This window comes from Burkholderia sp. LFS061 (assembly GCF_047978125.1).
Lineage (GTDB): Bacteria > Pseudomonadota > Gammaproteobacteria > Burkholderiales > Burkholderiaceae > Burkholderia > Burkholderia pyrrocinia_C.
The window spans coordinates 95563-116605 of record NZ_JBFPFS010000019.1 but is presented as its reverse complement, the minus strand read 5'-3'; the positions used below and the strand labels follow the sequence as shown (position 1 = coordinate 116605).

Genomic DNA, 21043 nt, shown 5'->3' with positions numbered 1-21043 from the left:
TCACCCCAGCTTGCGAATGTCGACGAAGTGGCCTTCGATCGCCGCGGCCGCCGCCATCGCGGGGCTCACGAGGTGCGTGCGACCGCCCGCGCCCTGCCGGCCTTCGAAGTTGCGGTTCGACGTCGACGCGCAGCGCTCGCCCGGATCGAGCCGGTCGGCGTTCATCGCGAGGCACATCGAGCAGCCCGGCTCGCGCCATTCGAAACCGGCGTCGGTGAACACCTTGTCGAGCCCTTCGCGTTCGGCCTGCGCCTTCACGAGGCCCGAGCCCGGCACGACCATCGCGAGCCGCACGTTCGACGCGATGCGACGGTTCAGCTTCTTCACGACATACGCGGCCGCACGGATGTCCTCGATCCGCGCGTTCGTGCACGAGCCGATGAAGATCTTGTCGACCTTGATCGATTCGATCGGCGTGTTCGGCTCGAGCGCCATGTAGGCCAGCGCGCGCTCCATCGCGTCGCGCTTGACCGGATCCTTCTCGCGCTCGGGATCGGGCACGCGGCCGTCGATCGACGTGACCATTTCCGGCGAAGTGCCCCACGTGACCTGGGGGACGATCTCGGCCGCGTTCAATTCGACGACGCGGTCGAACTGCGCGCCTTCGTCCGACTTGAACTGGCGCCAGTATTCGACGGCCTGATCCCATTCCGCGCCGGTCGGCACGAACGGACGGCCCTTCAAGTAATCGATCGTCGTATCGTCGACGGCGACCATGCCCGCGCGCGCGCCGGCCTCGATCGCCATGTTGCAGACCGTCATGCGGCCTTCCATCGTCAGCGCGCGAATGGTCGAGCCGCCGAATTCGATCGCGTAGCCCGTGCCGCCGGCCGTGCCGATCTTGCCGATGATCGCGAGCACGATGTCCTTCGCGGTACAGCCGCGCGGCAGTGCGCCCTCGACCTTCACGAGCATGTTCTTGCTCTTCTTCTGCAGCAGCGTTTGCGTCGCGAGCACGTGCTCGACTTCCGACGTACCGATGCCGTGCGCGAGCGCGCCGAACGCGCCGTGCGTCGACGTATGCGAATCGCCGCACACGATCGTCATGCCCGGCAGCGTCGCGCCCTGCTCCGGCCCGATGATGTGGACGATGCCCTGGCGCATGTCGTTCATCTTGAACTGCGTGATGCCGAACGCATCGCAGTTCGCGTCGAGCGTGTCGACCTGCAGCTTCGAGACGGGATCGGCGATGCCGTGGCTGCGGTCCGTCGTCGGTACGTTGTGATCCGACACGGCCAGGTTCGCGCTGATGCGCCACACCGGACGCTGCGCGATCTTCAGCCCTTCGAACGCCTGCGGGCTCGTGACTTCATGCAGCAGCTGACGGTCGATGTACAGCAATGCCGTGCCGTCATCCTCGGTGTGGACGACGTGGGTATTCCACAGTTTGTCGTAGAGAGTCTGTGCCATGGGTATGCGGGGTCGTTGTGACTACAAGCCTTGCGGATGCGGTCGATTATGCCACGCAGAACGCGTCGCGGCGCAGGCCGGGCGCGAAAAAACCCATTAAAAACAGTGGTTTGGCTGGTAGTGCCAATACCTGTATCGGCATTACCCGGCAAATGGGGCACGCCGGGTCCGGATGACCTCGATCGCGGATCGCGTCGCCCGGACCCGGCGCGACGGGCCGGAACCGGCGGCCTCAGCCGTTCGGATATTCGCGCTTGATCAGGTCGAGCCGCAGCATCGCCAGCTGCATGCCGGCGTTGCTCATCAGGTAGAGATCGCGGCGGCGCATCGCCGGCTGCTGCGCGGACGTGTCGTAGGCGACCGGCAGCACCAGCCCGGCCGGCACCGCCGCCTGCATCCCCGCCGCATTCGACACGCGCACGGCGATCGACGCCTGATCCGCGTGCGTGACGATCGCGACCTTGCCGAGCGCCGCGGCCGAGCCGGCCTGTTTGACGATCGCGGCGGCGACGCCGTCGGGCGTCGGTATCGGGCTGCCGGCGCTCAGGGCAGGCGTCGCGATCGTCGTCACGCCCGCTGTCAGCCCGTATTTCGACGCGAGCACGCTCGCGACTTCCTGCTGCGCGCAGACCGGCACGGCGACCTTCTGCCGGAGCGCGAACACGGCGTCGGCAATCGCCTCGTTCACCGGGCCCGGCACCGGCACGGCACCGGATGCCGCGGCGCGACTGCCGAAGCTGAACGCGACGATCGTATTGATGCCGGCCGCCGCGACGGTGGGCGGCGCCCACGAGAAAAACGTGTCGAACAGGTAACCAGTCTCGTCGGCGGCGGCCGCGCGATCGTTCAGTTCGTTCGTCAGCTTGCCGAGCATCTGGCGCTGCAGTTCGGCATCGGACGCCGGTGCGTCGCTTGCGAACACGGGCGCGGCGGCCGCGCACGATGCGGCGAGTGCGGAAGTGGAAGCCAGGAAATGGCGGCGGGTTTTCATGGTCATCGGGATCGTGTGGAAAGCGGGAATGGTCAGCCTTTCGGGAAGGCCTGCGTCGTGGCGGCCATCGCGCGGCCGAGCATTTGCGCATACATGTCGTGCACGAGATACAGGCTGCGGTTGCGCGTCCACGGCTGGCCCGATTGCGGGTCGTAGAGCGTCGGGAGCGGCACCTCGGCAACGGCAGCCGCCTTCATGCCCGCCTGCTGCGAGGTCTGGATGCAGCGCTTCGCGTGATCGCGATGGCCGACCACCGCGACGGTGCCCATCGCGGCCGCGCCGCCCGCGCGCGACACGGCCACGGCGGCGACGCCTGCCGTGCTCAGGTACACGATCGAGCCGTCGCTCGCGATCACCGGTTCGATCGACGACAGCACGTCGGCGCCCATTCCGTATTTCGACACGAGAAAGCGCGCGATTTCCCACTGCGCGTAGACCTTGACGGGCTTCAACTGGCGGATGCGGTACACGGCGTCCGCGAGCGCTTCGTTGACCGGCCCCGGATCGGGCAGCGCGGACTGGTTGCCGCCCGTGCTCGACGTGTTGCCGCTCGCCGCGTTCGGACGGTTGCCGAAGCTGTATGCGACGATCGCGCCGATCTGCGCGGCCGGCACCGTCGGCAGGCCCCAGGTGAAGCCGATATCGGTCAGCGCCGGCACGATCGCATTGACCGTCGCCGCATCGCCGAGCTGCGCGTTCAGCTTCGCGGACATCTGCGCGGCAAGTGCGCTGTCGGTGACAGGCGCCGATGTGACGTCGTCGCCGCCGCATGCGCTCAGCAGCGGTGCTGCCGCAACGGCGGGGGCGGCAGCAAGAAATTTTCTGCGTGAAGAAGCCGACGGGTTCAGATTCATAAGAGATACGAAGCGATGCGAACAACGCCGGCAGCAGGTCGCGGCGTTGCAAATAGCGGGTTCAGGGAAAGTGACAATCGGGCATGTCACGCGGTTGGGAGACGGTCGACAGGATCGACGCGCGGATCGGATCGCTGCACCCAGTCGATCGACGATGCAGGATCGTAGCGGGCGTTTATTAAATTGCGGTGAACCTGTCGATCGAATGCAGGCGATCGTCATGCCGTTTCATCGATGGACGAATGCGTTTCATCCGTGGCGAGCGACCACGGCCACCGTTTCACCGGTGGCGAGGATGCGATTCGCGTGCATCGTCGCGTACTGCACGGCCATCTCCGGATTTCGCGTTACGATGGCACAACGCACGTTCCCACGATCGGATCCGGAGCCCACCACGATGAAGCTCGGCCTGAACGAATCGCTAGCTCGCCTCGACGAAGAAGGCTCGCTGTTCACGACGCTGTTTCGGCACGGCACGCTCGACGTCGAGCTGTACCGGCCGCACATCGAGGACAAGCAGAAGCCGCATACGCGCGACGAGGTTTACGTGATCGCCACCGGCACGTCGCGCTTCATCGTCGACGGGCGCAAATCCGACGTCTCGGCCGGCGACGTGCTGTTCGTCCCCGCTCACGCGGAGCATCGCTTCGTCGGTTTCTCGGGCGACTTCTCGACGTGGGTGTTCTTCTACGGCCCCGAAGGCGGCGAACGCGGCGCGTGACGCGATGCGCGCAGCACTTTTCTCGCGATTGCCTAGACTGTCTATTCCCGGCGGACCGCGCACGGCTGCTCGGTTATCACGATAGGACAAGCATCCGGTTCAACTGGACAGGAGAACAGCATGCGATACGAACTCTATTACTGGCCCGAGATCCAGGGCCGCGGCGAATATGTGCGGCTCGCGCTCGAGGCTGCCGAAGCCGACTATGTCGACGTCGCGCGCGAATCGGGGCTCGGCATGGGCGTGTCGGCGATGATGCGCATGATGGACAGCGCGAACGCGGAATGCGTGCCGTTCGCGCCGCCGTTCCTGAAGGCCGGCGATGTGGTCGTCGGGCAGACCGCGAACATCCTGCTGTTTCTCGGCGCGCGGCTCGGGCTCGCGCCCGACGACGAAGCCGGCCGGCTGTGGGTGCACCAGATCCAGCTGACCGTCGCCGATTTCGTCACCGAGATCCACGACACGCATCATCCGATCGCAAGCGGCCTGTACTACGAGGACCAGAAAGCGGAAGCGGCCGAGCGCGCGGCCGATTTCCTCGAGAATCGGCTGCCGAAATTCCTCGGCTATTTCGATCGCGTGCTCGAACAGAATCCGCACAAGAGCGGCCATATCGCGGGCAGCGCGCTCAGTTATGCGGACCTTTCGATGTTCCAGCTCATCGAGGGCTTGCGCTATGCGTTTCCGAAGGCGATGAAGCGCGCGGAGCGGAAAGTCGCGGGGCTCGTCGGCTTGCACGACCGCGTCGCGCAACATACTTCCGTCGCGCGTTATCTCGACTCGGAGCGCCGCATCCCGTTCAACGACATGGGGATCTTCCGGCACTATCCGGAGCTGGACAAGTAACGGCTGCCGATGCCCGTGCGCCGTCGCGCGCGGCGGCACGGTTCCCGCTCACGCAGCGACCGGCGTCTCGTGAAGGTGTCGCCACACGATCAGGCCATCCGCTTCGCGCCGGAACACGGCCGTCGAGCGCCGCACCGCGCGCCGCCCGTCTCCATCGGTCTGCGTCTCGCGATAGCCGATCGCCGCGCCGTTCGACCACACCGCCAAACCGCGCAATTCGTCGATGCCGATCATCAGCCCCGGGCGCGCGCCGTGACCGCGCGAGAACAGCGCGTCGACGCCCGCGTAATCGAGTACCGTACCCGACAGCGTGATCATCGAAAATCCCGGCGAAAAACGCACCAGCAGCGACGCGAGCCGCCCGGGCGCCGCGCGGCCGGACAGCCAGCGTTCGATGTCGACGTGCGCGTCGACGACTGCCTGGAAATACGGATTCGGCAGGTTCATGAGGCTCTCAGGTTCCTTGTAATGAAGTGATGCGGGTTACGCGACGACCGCGCGGCGGGCGGGAAGCCGCGCGATCGGGCCCAGCGGCAGCGCGGTCAGCAGCGCCGCGAAGCAGAAGCACAGCCGGTACGGCGCCGACGACAGGCCTCCCGCGTCGAATACCAGCAGCGCATTGAGCGCACCGCCGAGCACGGCCACGCCGAGACAGAAACCCAGTTGGCGATTGATGTTCCACAGCGCGCTCGCGTCGGCCATCCGGTCGGCCGGCACGTCGACGAACGCTGCGCTTTGCGACGCGCTCGTGCACAGGCTTGCGCCGAACCCCATCGCGACGAACGCCGCGATACGCGCGGTCTCGAATGCAACCCACGGCGTCGCGAGCAACGCGATTCCCGCGCAATCGATCGCGATCCCGCAGACGAACAGCGGTTTCGCGCCATGACGCGCAAAGCAGCGACGCGTCGTCGCGACCGCGAAGAACGACGCGATTGCCCACGGCAACATTAACGCACCGGTGTGGGCGGCGCTCAATCCGAGCGCATTCTGCAGATAGAGCGACGCGACGAGGTTGACGCCTGTGAAGATGCCCGGCACGCACAGATAGACGACGACACCGATCCGCAGCAGCGGCTGCGCGAGCAGGCGCAGGTCGAGCACCGGCGATGCGGCGCGACGCGCATGCGCCGCATAGCCGGCGCCGGCAGCGAGTGCGACCGCCAGCATCGCGAACGGGAATGCGACGCCGCCGGGTTGCCCCGTTGCGGTCAGGCCGAGCAGCAGCGCGACGAGCGCCGCGGCGCTCAACGCGAGGCCGCGCACATCGAGCGCCGCCGGGCGTTCGCTCGCGTCGTCGGGCGGCAGCCACGCGAACGCGAGCACGCTGGTGGCCGCGGCCAGCGGCAGCATGCCGAAGAAGATCGCGCGCCACGACGCGCGATCGACGATCACGCCGCCGAGCGCCGGCGACAGCGCCGGCACGAGCAGCGCAACCATCATCACGATCGACGTCAGGTGCGCGCGCGCATCGGGCGGATACGCACGATAAGCCATCGTCTGCCCGACCGGAATCAGCAGCCCGCCGCCGAGTCCCTGGATCAACCGCCATGCCAGCAGCGCGCCGATCGATGCCGACAGGCCGACGCCGGCACTGCCGAGCGCGAACAGCAACAGCGACGCGATCAGCAGGCGGCGCTCGCCGAAACGCCGCGCGAGCCACGTGCCGAGCGGGATCACGACGGTCAGCCCGAGCACGTACATGTTGCCGATCCACGCCAGTTGGGCGACCGATGCGTGCAGCTCGCGCTGGATCGTCGGATACGCGGCGTTGATGACGAACATGTTGGCGAGATCGATCGCGAACCCGAGCAGGTAGACAGCGGCAATTTTCGAGCGATCGGTCATGTCGGCGGGAGGCGAACGAAACGCCGCAGTGTAAGGTTCGCCGCACGCGTCGATAAGACCGCCCGGCCGGCAAGACTGGTCGAAAAATTTTGACAATCAGGGCAACATGTCGGTTTTCCGCAGAGCAGCCGACATGCCATGGTGAGTCTCGATCGTTTCGCCGTCTTCCGCGCCGTCGTGGAATCGGGGTCGTTTACGGCCGCCGCCGCCCAGTTGAATCAGGCCCGGGCCGCGGTCAGCTTCAACATCAAGCAGCTGGAAACCGAGCTCGGCGTCACGCTGCTCACGCGCACGACGCGGCGCGTCGAGCTGACCGACGCGGGCGAGCGCTTTTATGCGCGCTGCCTGCGCGTGCTGGAGGAAGCCGAGAGCGCGATCGACGATGCCCGCAGCGAGCATGGCGGGATGCACGGCGTGCTGCGCGTGACGTCGACCGTCGAGTACGGGACGATGGTCGTCGCGCCGGCGCTGCACGAATTCATGCAGCGCCATCCCGCGCTGCGCGTGCGGCTCGAGACGCATGCGTCGCAGGTCGATCTGGTGCGCGAGCGCGTCGACGTCGCGATCCGGCTCGGGCGCCTCGAACAGTTTCAGGACCTGCCGTACCGTGGCGCGTGCCTTGCGACCTATGAAGTGCGGCCCGTGATCGCCGCGTCGCTGCTCGCCGCTGCCGGCCTGTCGCGCATCGATTCGCCCGACGTACTGGCGCGCCTGCCGCAACTCGGCCACACGCGGCTCGAGCGGATCGCCACCTGGACGCTCGCGGATCGCGACGGCAACCCGCACGCCTTTCAGCCCGGCGCCAAGCCGCGTGTCGTCGTCGACAACGCGTCGGTGCTGCGCGTGCTCGCGCGACAGGGCAGCGGCGTCGCGCTGCTGCCCGAATGGCTCGTGCGCGACGACCTCGCGAGCGGTGCGCTGGTCGACGCGCTGCCGGGCTACCGGTTTCCGCCGCAGGCCGTCTACGCGCTGTACCCGTCGACCCCGCACGTGCCGCAGAAGGTGCGCGCGTGGGTCGATTTCATGAAGGCCTATCTGGCCTGAACGCGGCGGCTCAGGCAGCCGTCGCGTCCTCCCGCAGCCGCGTGTCGATCCGGCGCGTGCACTACGCGTCGCGCGATCGCTCGCGCGGGTCCGCCGCCGCGTCGACGGCCTCGACCGAGCGCGTCAGCCACGGCCCGATGTCCATCTCCTCGTAGCGCACGAGCCGGCTCTTGCGTGCACGGCGATACGCGAACCAGATCGCGACGAACAGCGGAATCCACACATAGATCGACAACACTTCCATCCAGTCGATGCGGGCCGCGAAGAACGCCTGGTAATCCTGCCCGAGCGAGATCACGATGCAGATCGCGATCGCGAACAGCGGCCCGAACGGAAACCACTTCGCGCGATACGGCAACTGATCGAGCCGGTAGCCCTGCTTCAGGAAGCCCTTGCGGAACCGGTAATGGCAGACCGCGATGCCGAGCCACGCGATGAAACCCGTGATGCCCACCGTATTCAGCAGCCACAGATAGATGCTCTGGTTGTTGGTCAGCGACGTGAGGAAACACAGCCCGCCGACGGCCATCGTCGCGTACAGCGCGTTGCGCGGCACGCCGCCCGGCGACAGCGTCGCGAACATCGCCGGCGCACGCCCTTCCGATGCGAGGTTGTACAGCATCCGCGTCGCCGCGTAGGTGCCGGAATTGCCGGCCGACAGCACGGCAGTCAGGATCACGAGATTCATCGCGCCGGCGGCGAGCGGGAAGCCCGCATGGCTGAACACCAGCGTGAACGGGCTCACGCCGATGTCGGTCACGTCGCTCTTCAGCAGGTTCGGATCCGTGTACGGCACGAGCAGGCCGATCACGAAGATCGCGAGCACGTAGAACAGCATGATCCGCCAGAAGATCTGCTTCACCGCGCGCGGGATCGTCTTGCGCGGGTTTTCCGATTCGCCGGCCGTGATCCCGACCAGTTCCGTACCGAGAAACGAGAAACCCGCGATCAGCGCGACGCTCATCATCGCGTGCACGCCGCCGACGAACGGCGCTTCGCCCGTCGTGAAGTTGCGCCAGCCGACCGGATGCCCGGTGCCCAGCACGCCGGCCGCAATCAGCAGCCCCGCCACGATGAACGCGATCACGGTGACGACCTTGATCAGCGAGAACCAGTATTCCGATTCACCGAAGCCGCGTACCGACAGCGTATTCAGCAGGAAGATCAGCACAAGGAAGGCCGTGCCCCACCACACGCCCGGCACGGCCGGAAACCAGTAGCGCATCACGATCTGCGCGGCGACCAGCTCGATCGCAATCGTCACGGCCCAGCTATACCAGTAGGTCCAGCCGAGCGCGACGCCGAAGCCTTCGTCGACGTACTTCTCGCCGTAGATTGCGAACGAGCCCGACACGGGCATCAGCGCCGCCATCTCGCCGAGCCCCGTGACGACGAAGTAGACCATGATCCCGATCACGAGATACGCGGCGATCGCACCGCCCGGTCCCGCCTGCGCGACCGACGCGCCCGACGCGACGAACAGCCCCGTGCCGATCGAGCCGCCGATCGCGATCATCGCGATGTGGCGGCCCTGCAGACGGCGCTTCAGCGTCGTCCCGGACGGCGCGGCCGTCTGCGCTGCCGCTTGCAAAGCATCCATGGTGTTCACCCTGATTGGATTCGGGTCGACCAATTTGATTCGGAATACAAATCGATTGGCCTGGTCTTTCGCATCGAAACCGGACCTTCCCGGCGCGTCACACGACGCTGCGCTTGATCGCCTGCAGTTCGGCCGTCGTCACGATCTTCTCGATCCGGTACCGCGGGCTTTCCAGCCACGCGTTCGCGATCCGCCGGTACTCGTCGAGATCCTCGCATGCGAGCCGCACGAGAAAATCGAATGTGCCGCTGACGAGCCAGCAATCGAGCACGGCCGGATTGGCCCGCATTTCATCCTCGAACGGCGCCTGCGAACGCCCGTGATCGGCCAGCACGATCTGAGCGATCACGACGATCGGCTTGGTCGCGCGCGGCGCGTTGATCACCGCGCGGTAGCCTTCGATCACGCCGAGCGCCTCGAGCCGCTCCACGCGCGCCTGGCAGGGCCGCGGCGTGAGGTTCACGAGCTCCGACAGCTTCCGGTAGGAAATCCGCCCGTCGGTGCGCAGGATGTCGAGGATCCGGAGATCGATCTTGTCGAGCTGCATCTTCTTGTCGGTCATCCGCGTTCGCTCCGGTCGGGTCGTGGCTGGTGCGCGGGACGTCTCCTTGTCCGCGCGGGGGCCACATTATCCGGCCGAAGCGGCCGCGCGCCAATCGGCTAGAACCGCAGCGACAGGCAGGTCAGGCCGCCGTCCATCTTGCGGAACTCGCTCGTGTCGATCACGTGCAGCGGCAGCCCGAGCGACGCGATCGCGTCGTGCACGCGCGGATAACCGGCCGGCGTGATCAGCGTGCCGTTCACGCGCAGCGTGTTGCCCGCGTATTCGTCCGCGGCCGAGATCGCGATCCGGTGGTAGCCGGCGAACGCCGGGTGCGCGGCCAGCGCTTCGGTCACGAGCAGCGTGTCGTCGCCGAGCGCGTTGACGACCGACTTCAGGTGCAGGCCGGCGCCGACCGGCACCGCGACGACCGAATAACCGTAGCGCGACACGAGCGATTCGAACGCGGCAATGCCTTCGGCGTCGGTGCGGCCGGTCATGCCGATGTAGAAGCGCTTGCCCACCAGCATCACGTCGCCGCCGTCGAGACGGCCGTCCTGCATCGGCAGCAGGTCGCGATGCGCGGCGAGCGCCGCTTCGATATGCGCCGTCTCGCCGCGCCGAGCAGGCGCGCCGGGGCGCGTGATCACCGCGAACTCCGGCGTCACGACGGCGACGTCTTCGACGAAATGCGAATCGGGGAATGCGTCCAGCGGCGGCAGCTCGATCAGCTCGACGCCAAGCGTGCGCAGCGCGTCGCAATACGCGTGGAACTGCGTGAGCGTCTTGTCGTAGTCGGGTGCGCCGAGTTCGGCGGTGGTCAGGCCCGCGCCACAAGACGGCGCGGGACGACGAACGATCGCTTGCGTGAATTGCATCGACTCCTCCTTGGTCATCGCCACACCCGTGCGGCGCACGGGGTAGCGGCGTTGTGTCCGGACCATTATCGGAAGCCAAATTGCGCAATTCGCGTCGATTTCGGCTGCACCGACAGCCGATTACGTCGAATTGCGCGCGGCACGCAGCGGATTCGGCAGACGGCCGTTCGCCGTGTCGCGAACGGCCGCTTTCGTATGCGGCGCTCCCGTTACACGCCGGGCCCGAACCCCATCTGCGAGCGGCCGAGCGTCGTGAGATCGCCCTCCCCGCCGCGCCCGTCGAATTCGACCTCGAAATGATCGGCCGGGAAATCGGGCGGGCTCTCGCCGCGCACGAACGCGGGCAACTGGCGCCGCAGGTACGCGTCGTTCTTCGCGCAGCCGGGCGCGGCCGCGATGTACATCACGTTGCTGTCGCCGCTGCCGCGGTGCGCATCCTCGACCGCATGCACGACGTCGCCATGCCAGAACACCGCATCGCCCGGCTCCATGTGCGGGATCGGCACCAGCCCGTCGAGCAGCAGCGCGTGCCATTCGGGCCGGATCGACAGCGCGCGGCCGGGACGCGCGCCGCACAGGTCGTCGTCGGCAACATCGTCCTGCAGCGCGCGCAGCACGACATAGGCCATCGCATTCGCGACCGAGATCAGTTGCAGCGTGCCGTCGCCGGGCCCCTGCGGCGTCAACGCGGTCCAGCCCTGGAACGTGCGGAACATCGAACACACGGCCGGCGACGGGATCTCCTCGACATCGGGTCGGAACGCGGCATCGAACGGGTCGTAATCGCGCCAGCGGCCGGCCAGCACGTGGCGATAGACCTGGCGGAAGTTCGCGCCGAGCCAGCGTTCGACGGAGCCGCCGTCGACATGCGGCGACAGCCCGAGCGACGTCGAACCCGGCGGCCGGCGGCGAATCCGGTCCGCATAGGCGGGTACCTGGTCGGGATCGAAATGCGTGCGCGCGCCGTCCGCATGCCGCCACAGGCGGTTCAGGAACACGCGCGCCTGCGTGAGCGCCGGCGACTGGCGCGCGACCACCTGCGGCTTCGACCAGTAGACGCCGTAGATCTGCGGCTTGCCCGACGCGAGGTTGCCGAAATAGCGATCCTCCACACGCGCATTCAGCCGGTCGGCGAAGCGGTTCGCATCCAGATACGCGCCGATCTCGTCGTTCCAGTCGCTCGCCTGCCGTGCGTCGAACACGCCGCGAATCACGACCGCGCCATGCGTGCGGATCGCGGCAATCGCGTGCGGATCGACAGTGCCGCTCGCGATATCCGCGAACGGCACCACCGGAATCACGTCGCGGCCATGCGCATGCGCGCGGCGGATCGCGTCGACCTGCCGCGCGATGTCGCCTTCCAGCTCGCGGAACGTGGCCGCGTAACCGGGCAGGTCGGCGCGCAGCGCCTGTTTCGCCGCGCGGATCGCGGCGGGCAGATCGTCAATCGTCAGTTGCATCGTGTCTCCTCGCTGAAGCGTGTCGTGATGTGCTGCCAGCGTACGGCCGGCGCACGACCGCCATCACCGCTATCCGGTCAACTATCGATACAATCCTGACAACCGTGCATTACTCGGGACGATGGCAGACCACGCAGAGCTTGTTGTCGTCCGGGTCGCGGAAATATGCGCCGTAGTAATCGCGGTGGTAATGCGGCCGCAGGCCCGGCGGCCCTTCGCAGGTGCCGCCGTGCCGCAGCGCGAGCGCGTGGCAGCGGTCGACGTGCGCGCGCGTCGGCGCGTCGAACGCGATCGTGTGGCCATTGCCCGGCTCGGGTGCGCGGCCGTCGAGCGGATGGCCGAAGAAGAACAGCGGCCGGTCGGCGTCGGCCGGCATCCAGCCCGACCAGCCGTCCGGCTCGCGGAACTTCAGGCGCAACCCGAGTTCCGCGAACAGCGGCGCATAGAAATCGTAGGCGCGCGTCGTATCGCCGACGCCCACGCAAACATGTGAAAACATGGCATCGCTCCGTGGTGACGATCGCTCACGATCATGCCACGGCGCGCAGCCCGCGCCACCCGGAGGCCGCGATGAAACCGCAGTACGAGCACGTGACGTTCGCTCCCGGCTGTTCGATCCGCGTGTACCACCGCCAGCTCGCGCGCATTCCGTTCGAATGGCACCGCCATCCCGAATACGAGTTGACGCTCACGCTCAACAGCCGCGGCCAGCGCTTCATCGGCGATCACGTCGCGCGCTACACGGACGACGATCTGGTGCTCGTGCCACCCAACCTGCCGCACACCTGGTCGTCGAACGCGCGCATCGATCGCGATGCGCCCGAAGTCGCGCTCGTCGTCTGGTTCGACGGCGACTGGGTGCGGCGGCTTGCCGACTGCTGCCCCGAATACGCACCGCTGCGCTCGCTGTTGCGGCGCGCGGCGCCGGGCCTGCGCTTCGACACCGACACGGCCTGCGCGATGCGCGCCCGGCTGCCGCGGCTGCTCGATCCTGCTCCGCGCGTGAGACTCGCGGCCGCGCTCGACACGCTCGCCGATCTCGCGGAAGCCGGCGGCGAGCCGCTCGCCACCGCGCATGCGTACGGCGGGCCCGACGGCACGACACCGCGCGCCGATGCGGCCGCGCCCGAAGCCGAGCGCCTCGATCGCGTGCTCGACGCGATCGACCGGCACTTCCACGAACCGCTGCGTATCGACGCACTCGCGGCTGCCGCGCACATGTCCGAGCGCACGCTGCAGCGCCTGTTCGTCCGGCATCTCGGCGAAAGCGTCGGTCGCTACGTGCAGCGGCTGCGGCTCGCGCACGCATGCCGCCATCTCGTCGGCACCGACTGGCCGATCGCGACGGTCGCCGCGCGCTGCGGCATTCCGAATGCCGCGAACTTCAACCGCCAGTTCCTCGCCGCGCGCGGGATGACGCCTGGCGCGTACCGGCAGTTCTTCCTGCAGCACGGCCACGCGCCCGACGAAGACGCGCCTGCGCTCGATACGCGGCCGCCGTCGCTGGAGCGCCGCGCCGATCCGGCGCGCAAATGAAAACACCCCGACGGGCTGACCCGTCGGGGTGTCGTGGCGTTGCGATTGCCCGACGCGAGCGGCCTGCCGGCCGTCGCGCCGCACACGACTTAACGTGCGTTGATCGGCTTCGCTTCGCGCGGCGTATCGCCGATGAACAGCTGGCGCGGACGGCCGATCTTCTGCTCCGGATCCGCAATCATTTCGTTCCACTGCGCGATCCAGCCGACCGTACGTGCCATCGCGAAGATACACGTGAACATCGACGTCGGGATGCCCAGCGCGCGCTGGACGATGCCCGAGTAGAAGTCGACGTTCGGGTACAGCTTGCGCGACACGAAGTATTCGTCTTCCAGCGCGATCTTCTCGAGCTGCATCGCGAGCTTGAACAGCGGGTCGTCGTGCAGGCCCAGTTCGTTCAGCACTTCGTAGCACGTCTCGCGCATCAGCTTCGCGCGCGGGTCGTAGTTCTTGTACACGCGGTGGCCGAAGCCCATCAGCTTCACGCCCGAATTCTTGTCCTTCACCTGCTTGATGAATTCGGGGATGTTGTCCGGCGAACCGATCTGCTCGAGCATGTTCAGCGCGGCTTCGTTCGCGCCGCCGTGCGCCGGGCCCCACAGACAGGCGATACCGGCCGCGATACACGCGAACGGGTTCGCGCCCGACGAACCGGCCAGGCGGACCGTCGACGTCGATGCGTTCTGCTCGTGGTCGGCGTGCAGGATCAGGATGCGGTCGAGTGCGCGGACGAGCACGTCGTTGACCTTGTACTCTTCGCACGGGTTCGAGAACATCATGTGCATGAAGTTCGCGCTGTACGACAGCGAGTTCTTCGGATACACGAACGGCTGGCCGATGCTGTACTTGTACGCCATCGCGACGAGCGTCGGCAGCTTCGCGATCATGCGGATCGCCGATACTTCACGATGACGCGGGTCGTTGATGTCGAGCGAGTCGTGGTAGAACGCGGACAGCGCGCCGACCGCGGCGACCAGGATCGCCATCGGGTGCGCGTCGCGGCGGAAGCCACGGAAGAAGAAGTGCATCTGCTCGTGCACCATCGTGTGCTTCGTGACGGTGTCGACGAATTCCTTCTTCTGCGCTGCGTTCGGCAGTTCGCCCTTCAGCAGCAGGTAGCAGCTTTCGAGGAAGTCCGCGTTTTGCGCGAGGTTGTCGATCGGGTAACCGCGGTACAGCAGTTCGCCCTTGTCGCCGTCGATGTACGTGATCGCCGAATTACAAGCTGCCGTCGACATGAAGCCCGGGTCGTACGTGAACTTGCCGGTCTGGCCGTACAGCTTGCGGATGTCGATTACGTCCGGGCCCATCGTGCCCTTGTAGATCGGCAGTTCGACGCTCGGCGAGTTGTCGCTGAACGATAGCGTGGCTTTAACATCAGACGGAGTCATGGCACATCCTCAATCGAAATAAAGAAACGGGATTCGATAACGGGCGTAACGCGTTACACGTTGCGCAGCATCTCCAACAGCCGGTGAATATCCGGGCTGTCTAGGTCGCCCTCTGGTTCCTTGCGCGCGAGGAGCAAGTCCATCAGGTCGTTGTCGCTCAGATCGAGCAGGCGCGACAACGCGCCTACGTCTGCATCGGTGAGGTCATGCTCGTATCTGCCGAAGAAACGCTCGAAGATGATGTCGTTTTCCAGCAGACCCCGCCGCGCGCGCCAGCGAAGGCGCGCGCGACGGTGCGGGTCGGATTGATGCGAATCGTCGCTCATTGCTCCGGCCTTAAACCGCGCGGCGAACCATCAGTTCCTTGATCTTGCCGATCGCCTTCGTCGGGTTCAGGCCCTTCGGGCAAACGTCGACGCAGTTCATGATCGTGTGGCAACGGAACAGACGGTACGGGTCTTCCAGGTTGTCGAGACGCTCGCCGGTGGCCGTGTCGCGGCTGTCCGCGATGAAGCGGTAAGCCTGCAGCAGGCCGGCCGGGCCGACGAACTTGTCCGGGTTCCACCAGAAGCTCGGGCACGACGTCGAGCAGCTCGCGCACAGAATGCACTCGTACACGCCGTCGAGCTCGTCGCGCTCTTCCGGCGACTGGAGGCGTTCCTTCTCCGGCGGCGGCGCGTCGTTGATCAGGTACGGCTTGATCGAGTGATACTGGTTGAAGAAGTGCGTCATGTCGACGATCAGGTCGCGCACGACGGGCAGGCCCGGCAGCGGACGCAGCACGATCTTCTGCGGCAGGTCGTTCAGGTTCGTCAGGCACGCGAGACCGTTCTTGCCGTTGATGTTCATCGCGTCCGAACCGCACACGCCTTCGCGGCACGAACGGCGGAACGACAGCGTCTCGTCCACTGCCTTCAGCTTGACCAGTGCGTCGAGCAGCATGCGCTCGTGCTGGATCTCGAGTTCGTACGTCTGCATGCGCGGCGCTGCGTCCTTGTCCGGATCGTAGCGGTAGACTTCAAAAATGCGTTTTGCCATTTCGGATTCCTTTGACTCGGCTTAGAACGTGCGCGGCTTCGGCGGCACGGATTCGACCGTCAGCGGCTTCATTTGAACCGGCTTGTAGTCGAGGCGATCGCCTTCGCTGTACCACAGCGTGTGGCGCAGCCAGTTCTCGTCGTCGCGGTGTTCGTAGTCGCTGTGGGCATGCGCGCCACGGCTTTCCTTGCGCGCTTCCGCCGACACCATCGTCGCGCGGGCGACTTCGATCAGGTTCTCCAACTCGAGCGCTTCGACGCGCGCGGTGTTGAACACCTTCGACTTGTCCTTCAGGTGGATGCTTTCCACGCGCGCCGCCAGGCCGGCCATCTGGTCGACGCCTTCCTTCAGCAGCGCCGACGTGCGGAACACGCCTGCATGCTTCTGCATCGTCGCGCGAATGTCGTTCGCGACGTCCTGCGTGTATTCGCCCGACGTCGACTTGTCGAGCTTGTTCAGGCGCGCCAGCGAGAATTCGCCTGCATCGGCCGGCAGCGGCTTGTGTTCCTTCTGGTTCTTCACGTGCTCGACGATGTGGTTGCCGGCCGCACGGCCGAACACCACGAGGTCCAGCAGCGAGTTCGTGCCGAGGCGGTTCGCGCCGTGCACGGACACGCACGAGCACTCGCCCACTGCGTAGAAGCCGTTGACCGGTTCCTTGTGATCGCGCGACGTGCCGACGACCTGACCGTGGATGTTGGTCGGGATGCCGCCCATCTGATAGTGGATCGTCGGGACGACCGGGATCGGTTCCTTGATCGCATCGACGTTCGCGAACTTCAGCGCGATTTCGCGGATCGACGGCAGACGCTTCATGATCGTCTCGGCGCCGATGTGCGACAGGTCGAGCAGCACGTGATCCTTGTTCGGACCCACGCCGCGGCCTTCCTTGATTTCCTGGTCCATCGAGCGCGACACGAAGTCACGCGGCGCCAGATCCTTCAGCGTCGGTGCATAGCGCTCCATGAAGCGCTCGCCGTTCGCGTTGCGCAGGATGCCGCCTTCGCCGCGCACGCCTTCGGTGATCAGCACGCCCGCGCCGGCCACGCCGGTCGGGTGGAACTGCCAGAACTCCATGTCCTGCAGCGCGATGCCCGAACGCGCGGCCATGCCGAGGCCGTCGCCGGTGTTGATGAACGCGTTGGTCGATGCCGCGAAGATCCGGCCTGCGCCGCCCGTCGCGAACAGCGTCGTCTTGCCTTCCATGATGTAGACGTCGCCCGTTTCCATCTCGAGGGCCGTCACGCCGAGCACGTCGCCGTCCGCGTCGCGGATCAGGTCGAGCGCCATCCATTCGACGAAGAACTGCGTCTTCGCCTCGACGTTCTGCTGGTACAGCGTGTGCAGCAGCGCGTGACCGGTACGGTCGGCGGCCGCGCATGCGCGCTGGACCGGCTTCTCGCCGTAGTTCGCGGTGTGGCCGCCGAACGGGCGCTGATAGATCGTGCCGTCCGCGTTGCGGTCGAACGGCATGCCGAAGTGCTCGAGTTCGTACACGACGTTCGGCGCTTCACGGCACATGAATTCGATCGCGTCCTGGTCGCCGAGCCAGTCGGAGCCCTTGATCGTGTCGTAGAAGTGGAAGTGCCAGTTGTCTTCGCTCATGTTGCCGAGCGATGCGCCGATGCCGCCCTGCGCGGCCACCGTGTGCGAACGCGTCGGGAACACCTTCGACAGCACGCCGACCGACAGGCCCGCGCGCGACAGTTGCAGCGCCGCGCGCAAGCCGGAGCCGCCCGCGCCGACGATCACTACGTCGAACTTGCGACGCGGGAGGGAAGTTTTGATTGCAGCCATTCTTTACACTCTCCAGAGAATCTGCGCGGCGTAGCCCGCACATGCGAGCAGCCAGACGATGGTCAGCGATTGCAGCAGCAGGCGCACACCGACGGGCTTCACGTAATCCATCCAGATGTCGCGCACGCCGACCCATGCGTGGTAGAAGAGGGAAAGCAGCATCACGAAGGTCGCGAGCTTCATCCATTGCGCGGAGAAGATCGACGCCCAGCCTTCGTACGAGAAATCGTGCGCGCCGAAGAACAGGACGAGCAGGATGACCGTGTAGACCGCCATGATCGTGGCGGTGATACGCTGCGCGAGCCAGTCGCGCAGGCCGTAGTGCGCGCCGACGACGAGGCGCTTCGAGCCGATTCGGTTATTGGCTGCCATTTTCTTAGAATGCTCCGAACAGTTTGAGTGCCATGGCGATCGTCAGCGCGATCGAGACGACAAAGACGACGACTGCCGTCCGCTTGCCGCTTTCCTTCGTGACGGCGTCGTGGTTGACGTCCATCAGCAGGTGGCGAATGCCGGCGCAGAAATGGTGGAAGAAGGCCCAAGACAACGCGAGGACGATCAGCTTGACGACGATGTTGGAGAGGAAGGCCTTGAAGACTTCGAAGCTGAGCTCGGACGTCAGGCTCTGGTCGAAGAGGAACAGCAGGAACGGCAGGAACAAGAACAGCAGCGCACCGCTGACTCGATGGAGGATCGACAAAGTCGCTGCCAGCGGCATGCGATATTTCATCGTGATATCGCCGAATCCGATGTTCCGGTATTCCGGCCTCGGTTTTCTTACTGCGTCAGTCATGCTAGACCCCTACTATGTTGTCACACTAATCCGCGATTTTAGCGCCTTTTTATATCGCGCTGCAGCGAAAGTCTGCTCTGGATAGTTGCGCGAACGAGAACAAAGGCGGCCCGAAACGTGCTTCGCGAGCGTGGGAATCGCGAATGCACTCGGCTTGAGCCGAACCGTCGTCAGCTCAAGTCATTCTGATAGTAGTACCCGGTTGTGACATACCAGCCGCGCCGCACTTCCACCGGCCGATCCCCGTACGTATAGGACACGCGCTCGACCGACAGCAACGGAAAACCCGCGGGCACATGCAGCAGGTCGGCCACCGCCGGATCCGCCGCGACCGCGCGGATCTTCTCCGTCGCGCGGATCATCCGCGTGCCGAACTCCGTCTCGAACATCGCGTAGAGCGGCCCCTTGTACTCGCTCAGCCGCTCGAACGTGAGCCCGCGAAACATCGCGCCCGGCAGCCAGATCTCGTCGAGCACCGTCACCTCGCTGTCGAACTCCAGCAGGCGACGCACCTGCACGACGGGATCGGCCGGCTTCAGGTCGAGCTGCCGCGCGATCTCGGCCGGCGCACGCAGGCGCCGGCATTCGAGCAGGCGGCTCACGTGCGGGTGCTCGGCACCGTCGTCGGCAAGCAGACGCAGGAAGCGGAATTGCGCGCGATCCTCGTTGTGCGTTGCAACAAAAGTACCCTTGCCCTGCCGCCGGACCACGAGATTTTCGGCGGCCAGTTCGTCGATCGCCTTGCGAACGGTGCCCTGGCTGACCTTGTAACGGGCGGCGAGCTCCACTTCGCTCGGAATGATCTCGCCCGGCTTCCATTCGCCGGTTTCGAGACTTTGCGTGATCAATGACTTGATCTGCTGGTATAAAGGGCTGAACGTCGGCGACGCGGATGCCGCGGGCGAAGGCGCGGAATCGCCCGCGCCCGGCTGCCCTGGGCCGCCTGCGCCGGTCTGATTCGCGGTATTCGCCTGGTTCGATGTCATGGCGCGCATTTCATCACAAACCGCACTTTTTCGTCCACTCAATTTCGGCAAAACATCTGTCTTATATAAGACATATGATACCGTTTGACTTTGCGCGTGACGGCTCCTACACTCCCGGTCGAGCAAGGGTTCGCGGGTGCAAAAGCGCGTCCCAGGCTACGTGCCACGGCCGTCTCCAGGTTCACCGCGTCTGCCATCGCGAGTCCTCCGCCCTGCTTCAATGCAACGTTACGCACAACGCGCATAGAATGGCGTTTTCGCTAGCGTCCAACGCTTCACCCGTCCTGGAGATTTTCAATGGCTAAGCCCGCAAAGCGCGTTGCCGTCACCGGCGCCGCAGGTCAAATCGCTTACTCCCTGCTGTTCCGCATCGCGAACGGCGACCTGCTCGGCAAGGACCAGCCGGTCATCCTGCAACTGCTCGACCTCCCGCAAGCCCAAGCCGCCGTCAAAGGCGTCGTGATGGAACTCGACGATTGCGCGTTCCCGCTGCTCGCGGGCGTCGTGATCACCGACGATCCGAAGGTTGCATTCAAGGACGCCGACGTCGCGCTGCTGGTCGGTGCGCGTCCGCGCTCGAAGGGCATGGAGCGCAAGGACCTGCTGTCGGCGAACGCCGAGATCTTCACGGTTCAGGGCGCCGCGCTGAACGAAGTCGCGAGCCGCGACGTGAAGGTGCTGGTCGTCGGCAACCCGGCGAACACGAACGCGTACATCGCGATGAAGTCGGCACCGGACCTGCCGAAGAAGAACTTCACGGCCATGCTGCGCCTCGACCACAACCGCGCGCTGTCGCAGCTCGCCGCCAAGTCGGGCAAGCCGGTCGCATCGATCGAGAAGCTCGCTGTGTGGGGCAACCACTCGCCGACGATGTACCCGGACTTCCGCTTCGCGACCGCCGAAGGCGAATCGATGCTGAAGCTGATCAACGACGACGTGTGGAACCGCGACACGTTCATCCCGACCGTCGGCAAGCGCGGCGCGGCGATCATCGAAGCGCGCGGCCTGTCGTCGGCCGCATCGGCAGCCAACGCGGCGATCGACCACGTCCGTGACTGGGTGCTCGGCACGAACGGCAAGTGGGTCACGATGGGCATCCCGTCGGACGGCTCGTACGGCATCCCCGAAGACATCATCTACGGCGTGCCGGTCGTTTGCGAAAACGGCGAGTACAAGCGCGTCGAAGGCCTGGAAATCGACGCGTTCTCGCGCGAGAAGATGGACGGCACGCTGGCCGAGCTGCTCGAAGAGCGCGATGGCGTCGCCCACCTGCTGAAGAACTAATTTCAGTACCGTGACGGGCAGCCTC

22 protein-coding genes are annotated in these 21043 nt (G+C 65.9%); 5 read left to right on the top strand and 17 right to left on the bottom strand.

All coding sequences use genetic code 11. From position 1 onward, the window contains the following. The 3 genes from leuC to ACNQQL_RS18710 all read right to left on the bottom strand — a co-directional run bounded on the left by leuC (position 1) and on the right by ACNQQL_RS18710 (position 3255). Entirely contained in the window at positions 1-1410 is a 1410-nt protein-coding gene (gene leuC / locus ACNQQL_RS18720) for a 3-isopropylmalate dehydratase large subunit (RefSeq protein WP_072444117.1), read from the bottom strand. A 232-nt stretch (positions 1411-1642) separates the two neighbouring features. Further along, positions 1643-2401, bottom strand: coding sequence for a Tat pathway signal protein (locus ACNQQL_RS18715; protein ID WP_347065040.1), 759 nt, complete (start codon positions 2399-2401; stop codon positions 1643-1645). A gap of 32 nt (positions 2402-2433) precedes the next feature. Further along, complete coding sequence (locus ACNQQL_RS18710) at positions 2434-3255, bottom strand: hypothetical protein (protein ID WP_347065035.1); 822 nt, start codon at positions 3253-3255, stop codon at positions 2434-2436. Between the two features lie 397 nt (positions 3256-3652). Here ACNQQL_RS18710 and ACNQQL_RS18705 point away from each other — a divergent pair, with 397 nt between their 5' ends. Continuing rightward, entirely contained in the window at positions 3653-3976 is a 324-nt protein-coding gene (locus tag ACNQQL_RS18705) for a cupin domain-containing protein (RefSeq protein ID WP_347065034.1), read from the top strand. 120 nt (positions 3977-4096) lie between these two features. Next, the gene (locus ACNQQL_RS18700) at positions 4097-4822 is read left to right on the top strand and encodes a glutathione S-transferase (protein ID WP_347065033.1); all 726 of its coding nucleotides are present in this window, start codon (positions 4097-4099) and stop codon (positions 4820-4822) included. A 48-nt stretch (positions 4823-4870) separates the two neighbouring features. Here ACNQQL_RS18700 and ACNQQL_RS18695 read toward each other — a convergent pair whose 3' ends face one another. Together ACNQQL_RS18695 and ACNQQL_RS18690 are read right to left on the bottom strand one after the other, a co-directional pair. Then, positions 4871-5269 (bottom strand): DUF4440 domain-containing protein, encoded by a 399-nt coding sequence (locus ACNQQL_RS18695; protein WP_347065032.1) that lies wholly within the window; start codon positions 5267-5269, stop codon positions 4871-4873. Between the two features lie 36 nt (positions 5270-5305). Then, entirely contained in the window at positions 5306-6670 is a 1365-nt protein-coding gene (locus ACNQQL_RS18690; protein ID WP_347065031.1) for an MFS transporter, read from the bottom strand. A gap of 138 nt (positions 6671-6808) precedes the next feature. On the opposite strand from ACNQQL_RS18690, the gene ACNQQL_RS18685 reads away from it, so the two are divergent. After that, positions 6809-7714, top strand: a complete 906-nt coding sequence (locus ACNQQL_RS18685) for a LysR family transcriptional regulator (protein ID WP_347065030.1) — start codon at positions 6809-6811, stop codon at positions 7712-7714. A 61-nt stretch (positions 7715-7775) separates the two neighbouring features. Here ACNQQL_RS18685 and ACNQQL_RS18680 read toward each other — a convergent pair whose 3' ends face one another. The 5 genes from ACNQQL_RS18680 to ACNQQL_RS18660 all read right to left on the bottom strand — a co-directional run bounded on the left by ACNQQL_RS18680 (position 7776) and on the right by ACNQQL_RS18660 (position 12692). Beyond that, positions 7776-9314: an amino acid permease gene (locus ACNQQL_RS18680; protein WP_347065029.1), complete on the bottom strand. Its 1539-nt coding sequence runs from the start codon at positions 9312-9314 to the stop codon at positions 7776-7778. Positions 9315-9411: 97 nt separating this feature from the next. After that, the gene (locus ACNQQL_RS18675) at positions 9412-9876 is read right to left on the bottom strand and encodes an Lrp/AsnC family transcriptional regulator (RefSeq protein WP_034180011.1); all 465 of its coding nucleotides are present in this window, start codon (positions 9874-9876) and stop codon (positions 9412-9414) included. 98 nt (positions 9877-9974) lie between these two features. Continuing rightward, a complete protein-coding gene (locus tag ACNQQL_RS18670; RefSeq protein WP_347065028.1) occupies positions 9975-10733 on the bottom strand; it encodes a dimethylarginine dimethylaminohydrolase family protein in 759 nt (252 codons plus the stop codon). Between the two features lie 209 nt (positions 10734-10942). Then, positions 10943-12193 carry a DUF1479 domain-containing protein gene (locus tag ACNQQL_RS18665; RefSeq protein WP_347065027.1) on the bottom strand — a complete coding sequence of 417 codons (1251 nt, stop codon included), beginning with the start codon at positions 12191-12193 and terminating at the stop codon, positions 10943-10945. A gap of 109 nt (positions 12194-12302) precedes the next feature. Beyond that, complete coding sequence (locus ACNQQL_RS18660; protein ID WP_347065026.1) at positions 12303-12692, bottom strand: VOC family protein; 390 nt, start codon at positions 12690-12692, stop codon at positions 12303-12305. 71 nt (positions 12693-12763) lie between these two features. Between ACNQQL_RS18660 and ACNQQL_RS18655 the strand changes: the two genes are divergently transcribed. Then, positions 12764-13729 carry an AraC family transcriptional regulator gene (locus ACNQQL_RS18655; RefSeq protein ID WP_347065025.1) on the top strand — a complete coding sequence of 322 codons (966 nt, stop codon included), beginning with the start codon at positions 12764-12766 and terminating at the stop codon, positions 13727-13729. 89 nt (positions 13730-13818) lie between these two features. On the opposite strand, the gene gltA is transcribed toward ACNQQL_RS18655, so the two are convergent. The 7 genes from gltA to ACNQQL_RS18620 form a co-directional block, all read right to left on the bottom strand. Then, positions 13819-15120, bottom strand: a complete 1302-nt coding sequence (gene gltA, locus ACNQQL_RS18650; RefSeq protein WP_014899964.1) for a citrate synthase — start codon at positions 15118-15120, stop codon at positions 13819-13821. A 53-nt stretch (positions 15121-15173) separates the two neighbouring features. Further along, entirely contained in the window at positions 15174-15446 is a 273-nt protein-coding gene (locus tag ACNQQL_RS18645; protein ID WP_031400668.1) for a succinate dehydrogenase assembly factor 2, read from the bottom strand. Positions 15447-15456: 10 nt separating this feature from the next. Further along, on the bottom strand, positions 15457-16158 hold the full coding sequence (locus tag ACNQQL_RS18640) for a succinate dehydrogenase iron-sulfur subunit (RefSeq protein WP_011658352.1): 702 nt from the start codon (positions 16156-16158) through the stop codon (positions 15457-15459). A gap of 21 nt (positions 16159-16179) precedes the next feature. Next, positions 16180-17955: a succinate dehydrogenase flavoprotein subunit gene (gene sdhA / locus ACNQQL_RS18635; protein ID WP_034180014.1), complete on the bottom strand. Its 1776-nt coding sequence runs from the start codon at positions 17953-17955 to the stop codon at positions 16180-16182. Positions 17956-17958: 3 nt separating this feature from the next. Then, the gene (gene sdhD / locus ACNQQL_RS18630; RefSeq protein ID WP_034180015.1) at positions 17959-18327 is read right to left on the bottom strand and encodes a succinate dehydrogenase, hydrophobic membrane anchor protein; all 369 of its coding nucleotides are present in this window, start codon (positions 18325-18327) and stop codon (positions 17959-17961) included. A 4-nt stretch (positions 18328-18331) separates the two neighbouring features. Further along, complete coding sequence (gene sdhC, locus ACNQQL_RS18625) at positions 18332-18748, bottom strand: succinate dehydrogenase, cytochrome b556 subunit (RefSeq protein WP_034180016.1); 417 nt, start codon at positions 18746-18748, stop codon at positions 18332-18334. Positions 18749-18918: 170 nt separating this feature from the next. Beyond that, positions 18919-19743: a GntR family transcriptional regulator gene (locus ACNQQL_RS18620; protein ID WP_208457401.1), complete on the bottom strand. Its 825-nt coding sequence runs from the start codon at positions 19741-19743 to the stop codon at positions 18919-18921. 288 nt (positions 19744-20031) lie between these two features. Between ACNQQL_RS18620 and ACNQQL_RS18615 the strand changes: the two genes are divergently transcribed. Then, positions 20032-21018: a malate dehydrogenase gene (locus tag ACNQQL_RS18615; protein ID WP_034180017.1), complete on the top strand. Its 987-nt coding sequence runs from the start codon at positions 20032-20034 to the stop codon at positions 21016-21018. Positions 21019-21043 lie beyond the last annotated feature (25 nt).

What these genes read in the sequence shown, in the direction of transcription:
- leuC (WP_072444117.1), bottom strand. Translation starts at nt 1,410, where the DNA reads ATGGCACAGACTCTCTACGACAAACTGTGGAATACCCACGTCGTCCAC.
- ACNQQL_RS18715 (WP_347065040.1), bottom strand. Translation starts at nt 2,401, where the DNA reads ATGAAAACCCGCCGCCATTTCCTGGCTTCCACTTCCGCACTCGCCGCA.
- ACNQQL_RS18710 (WP_347065035.1), bottom strand. Translation starts at nt 3,255, where the DNA reads ATGAATCTGAACCCGTCGGCTTCTTCACGCAGAAAATTTCTTGCTGCC.
- ACNQQL_RS18705 (WP_347065034.1), top strand. Translation starts at nt 3,653, where the DNA reads ATGAAGCTCGGCCTGAACGAATCGCTAGCTCGCCTCGACGAAGAAGGC.
- ACNQQL_RS18700 (WP_347065033.1), top strand. Translation starts at nt 4,097, where the DNA reads ATGCGATACGAACTCTATTACTGGCCCGAGATCCAGGGCCGCGGCGAA.
- ACNQQL_RS18695 (WP_347065032.1), bottom strand. Translation starts at nt 5,269, where the DNA reads ATGAACCTGCCGAATCCGTATTTCCAGGCAGTCGTCGACGCGCACGTC.
- ACNQQL_RS18690 (WP_347065031.1), bottom strand. Translation starts at nt 6,670, where the DNA reads ATGACCGATCGCTCGAAAATTGCCGCTGTCTACCTGCTCGGGTTCGCG.
- ACNQQL_RS18685 (WP_347065030.1), top strand. Translation starts at nt 6,809, where the DNA reads ATGGTGAGTCTCGATCGTTTCGCCGTCTTCCGCGCCGTCGTGGAATCG.
- ACNQQL_RS18680 (WP_347065029.1), bottom strand. Translation starts at nt 9,314, where the DNA reads ATGGATGCTTTGCAAGCGGCAGCGCAGACGGCCGCGCCGTCCGGGACG.
- ACNQQL_RS18675 (WP_034180011.1), bottom strand. Translation starts at nt 9,876, where the DNA reads ATGACCGACAAGAAGATGCAGCTCGACAAGATCGATCTCCGGATCCTC.
- ACNQQL_RS18670 (WP_347065028.1), bottom strand. Translation starts at nt 10,733, where the DNA reads ATGCAATTCACGCAAGCGATCGTTCGTCGTCCCGCGCCGTCTTGTGGC.
- ACNQQL_RS18665 (WP_347065027.1), bottom strand. Translation starts at nt 12,193, where the DNA reads ATGCAACTGACGATTGACGATCTGCCCGCCGCGATCCGCGCGGCGAAA.
- ACNQQL_RS18660 (WP_347065026.1), bottom strand. Translation starts at nt 12,692, where the DNA reads ATGTTTTCACATGTTTGCGTGGGCGTCGGCGATACGACGCGCGCCTAC.
- ACNQQL_RS18655 (WP_347065025.1), top strand. Translation starts at nt 12,764, where the DNA reads ATGAAACCGCAGTACGAGCACGTGACGTTCGCTCCCGGCTGTTCGATC.
- gltA (WP_014899964.1), bottom strand. Translation starts at nt 15,120, where the DNA reads ATGACTCCGTCTGATGTTAAAGCCACGCTATCGTTCAGCGACAACTCG.
- ACNQQL_RS18645 (WP_031400668.1), bottom strand. Translation starts at nt 15,446, where the DNA reads ATGAGCGACGATTCGCATCAATCCGACCCGCACCGTCGCGCGCGCCTT.
- ACNQQL_RS18640 (WP_011658352.1), bottom strand. Translation starts at nt 16,158, where the DNA reads ATGGCAAAACGCATTTTTGAAGTCTACCGCTACGATCCGGACAAGGAC.
- sdhA (WP_034180014.1), bottom strand. Translation starts at nt 17,955, where the DNA reads ATGGCTGCAATCAAAACTTCCCTCCCGCGTCGCAAGTTCGACGTAGTG.
- sdhD (WP_034180015.1), bottom strand. Translation starts at nt 18,327, where the DNA reads ATGGCAGCCAATAACCGAATCGGCTCGAAGCGCCTCGTCGTCGGCGCG.
- sdhC (WP_034180016.1), bottom strand. Translation starts at nt 18,748, where the DNA reads ATGACTGACGCAGTAAGAAAACCGAGGCCGGAATACCGGAACATCGGA.
- ACNQQL_RS18620 (WP_208457401.1), bottom strand. Translation starts at nt 19,743, where the DNA reads ATGCGCGCCATGACATCGAACCAGGCGAATACCGCGAATCAGACCGGC.
- ACNQQL_RS18615 (WP_034180017.1), top strand. Translation starts at nt 20,032, where the DNA reads ATGGCTAAGCCCGCAAAGCGCGTTGCCGTCACCGGCGCCGCAGGTCAA.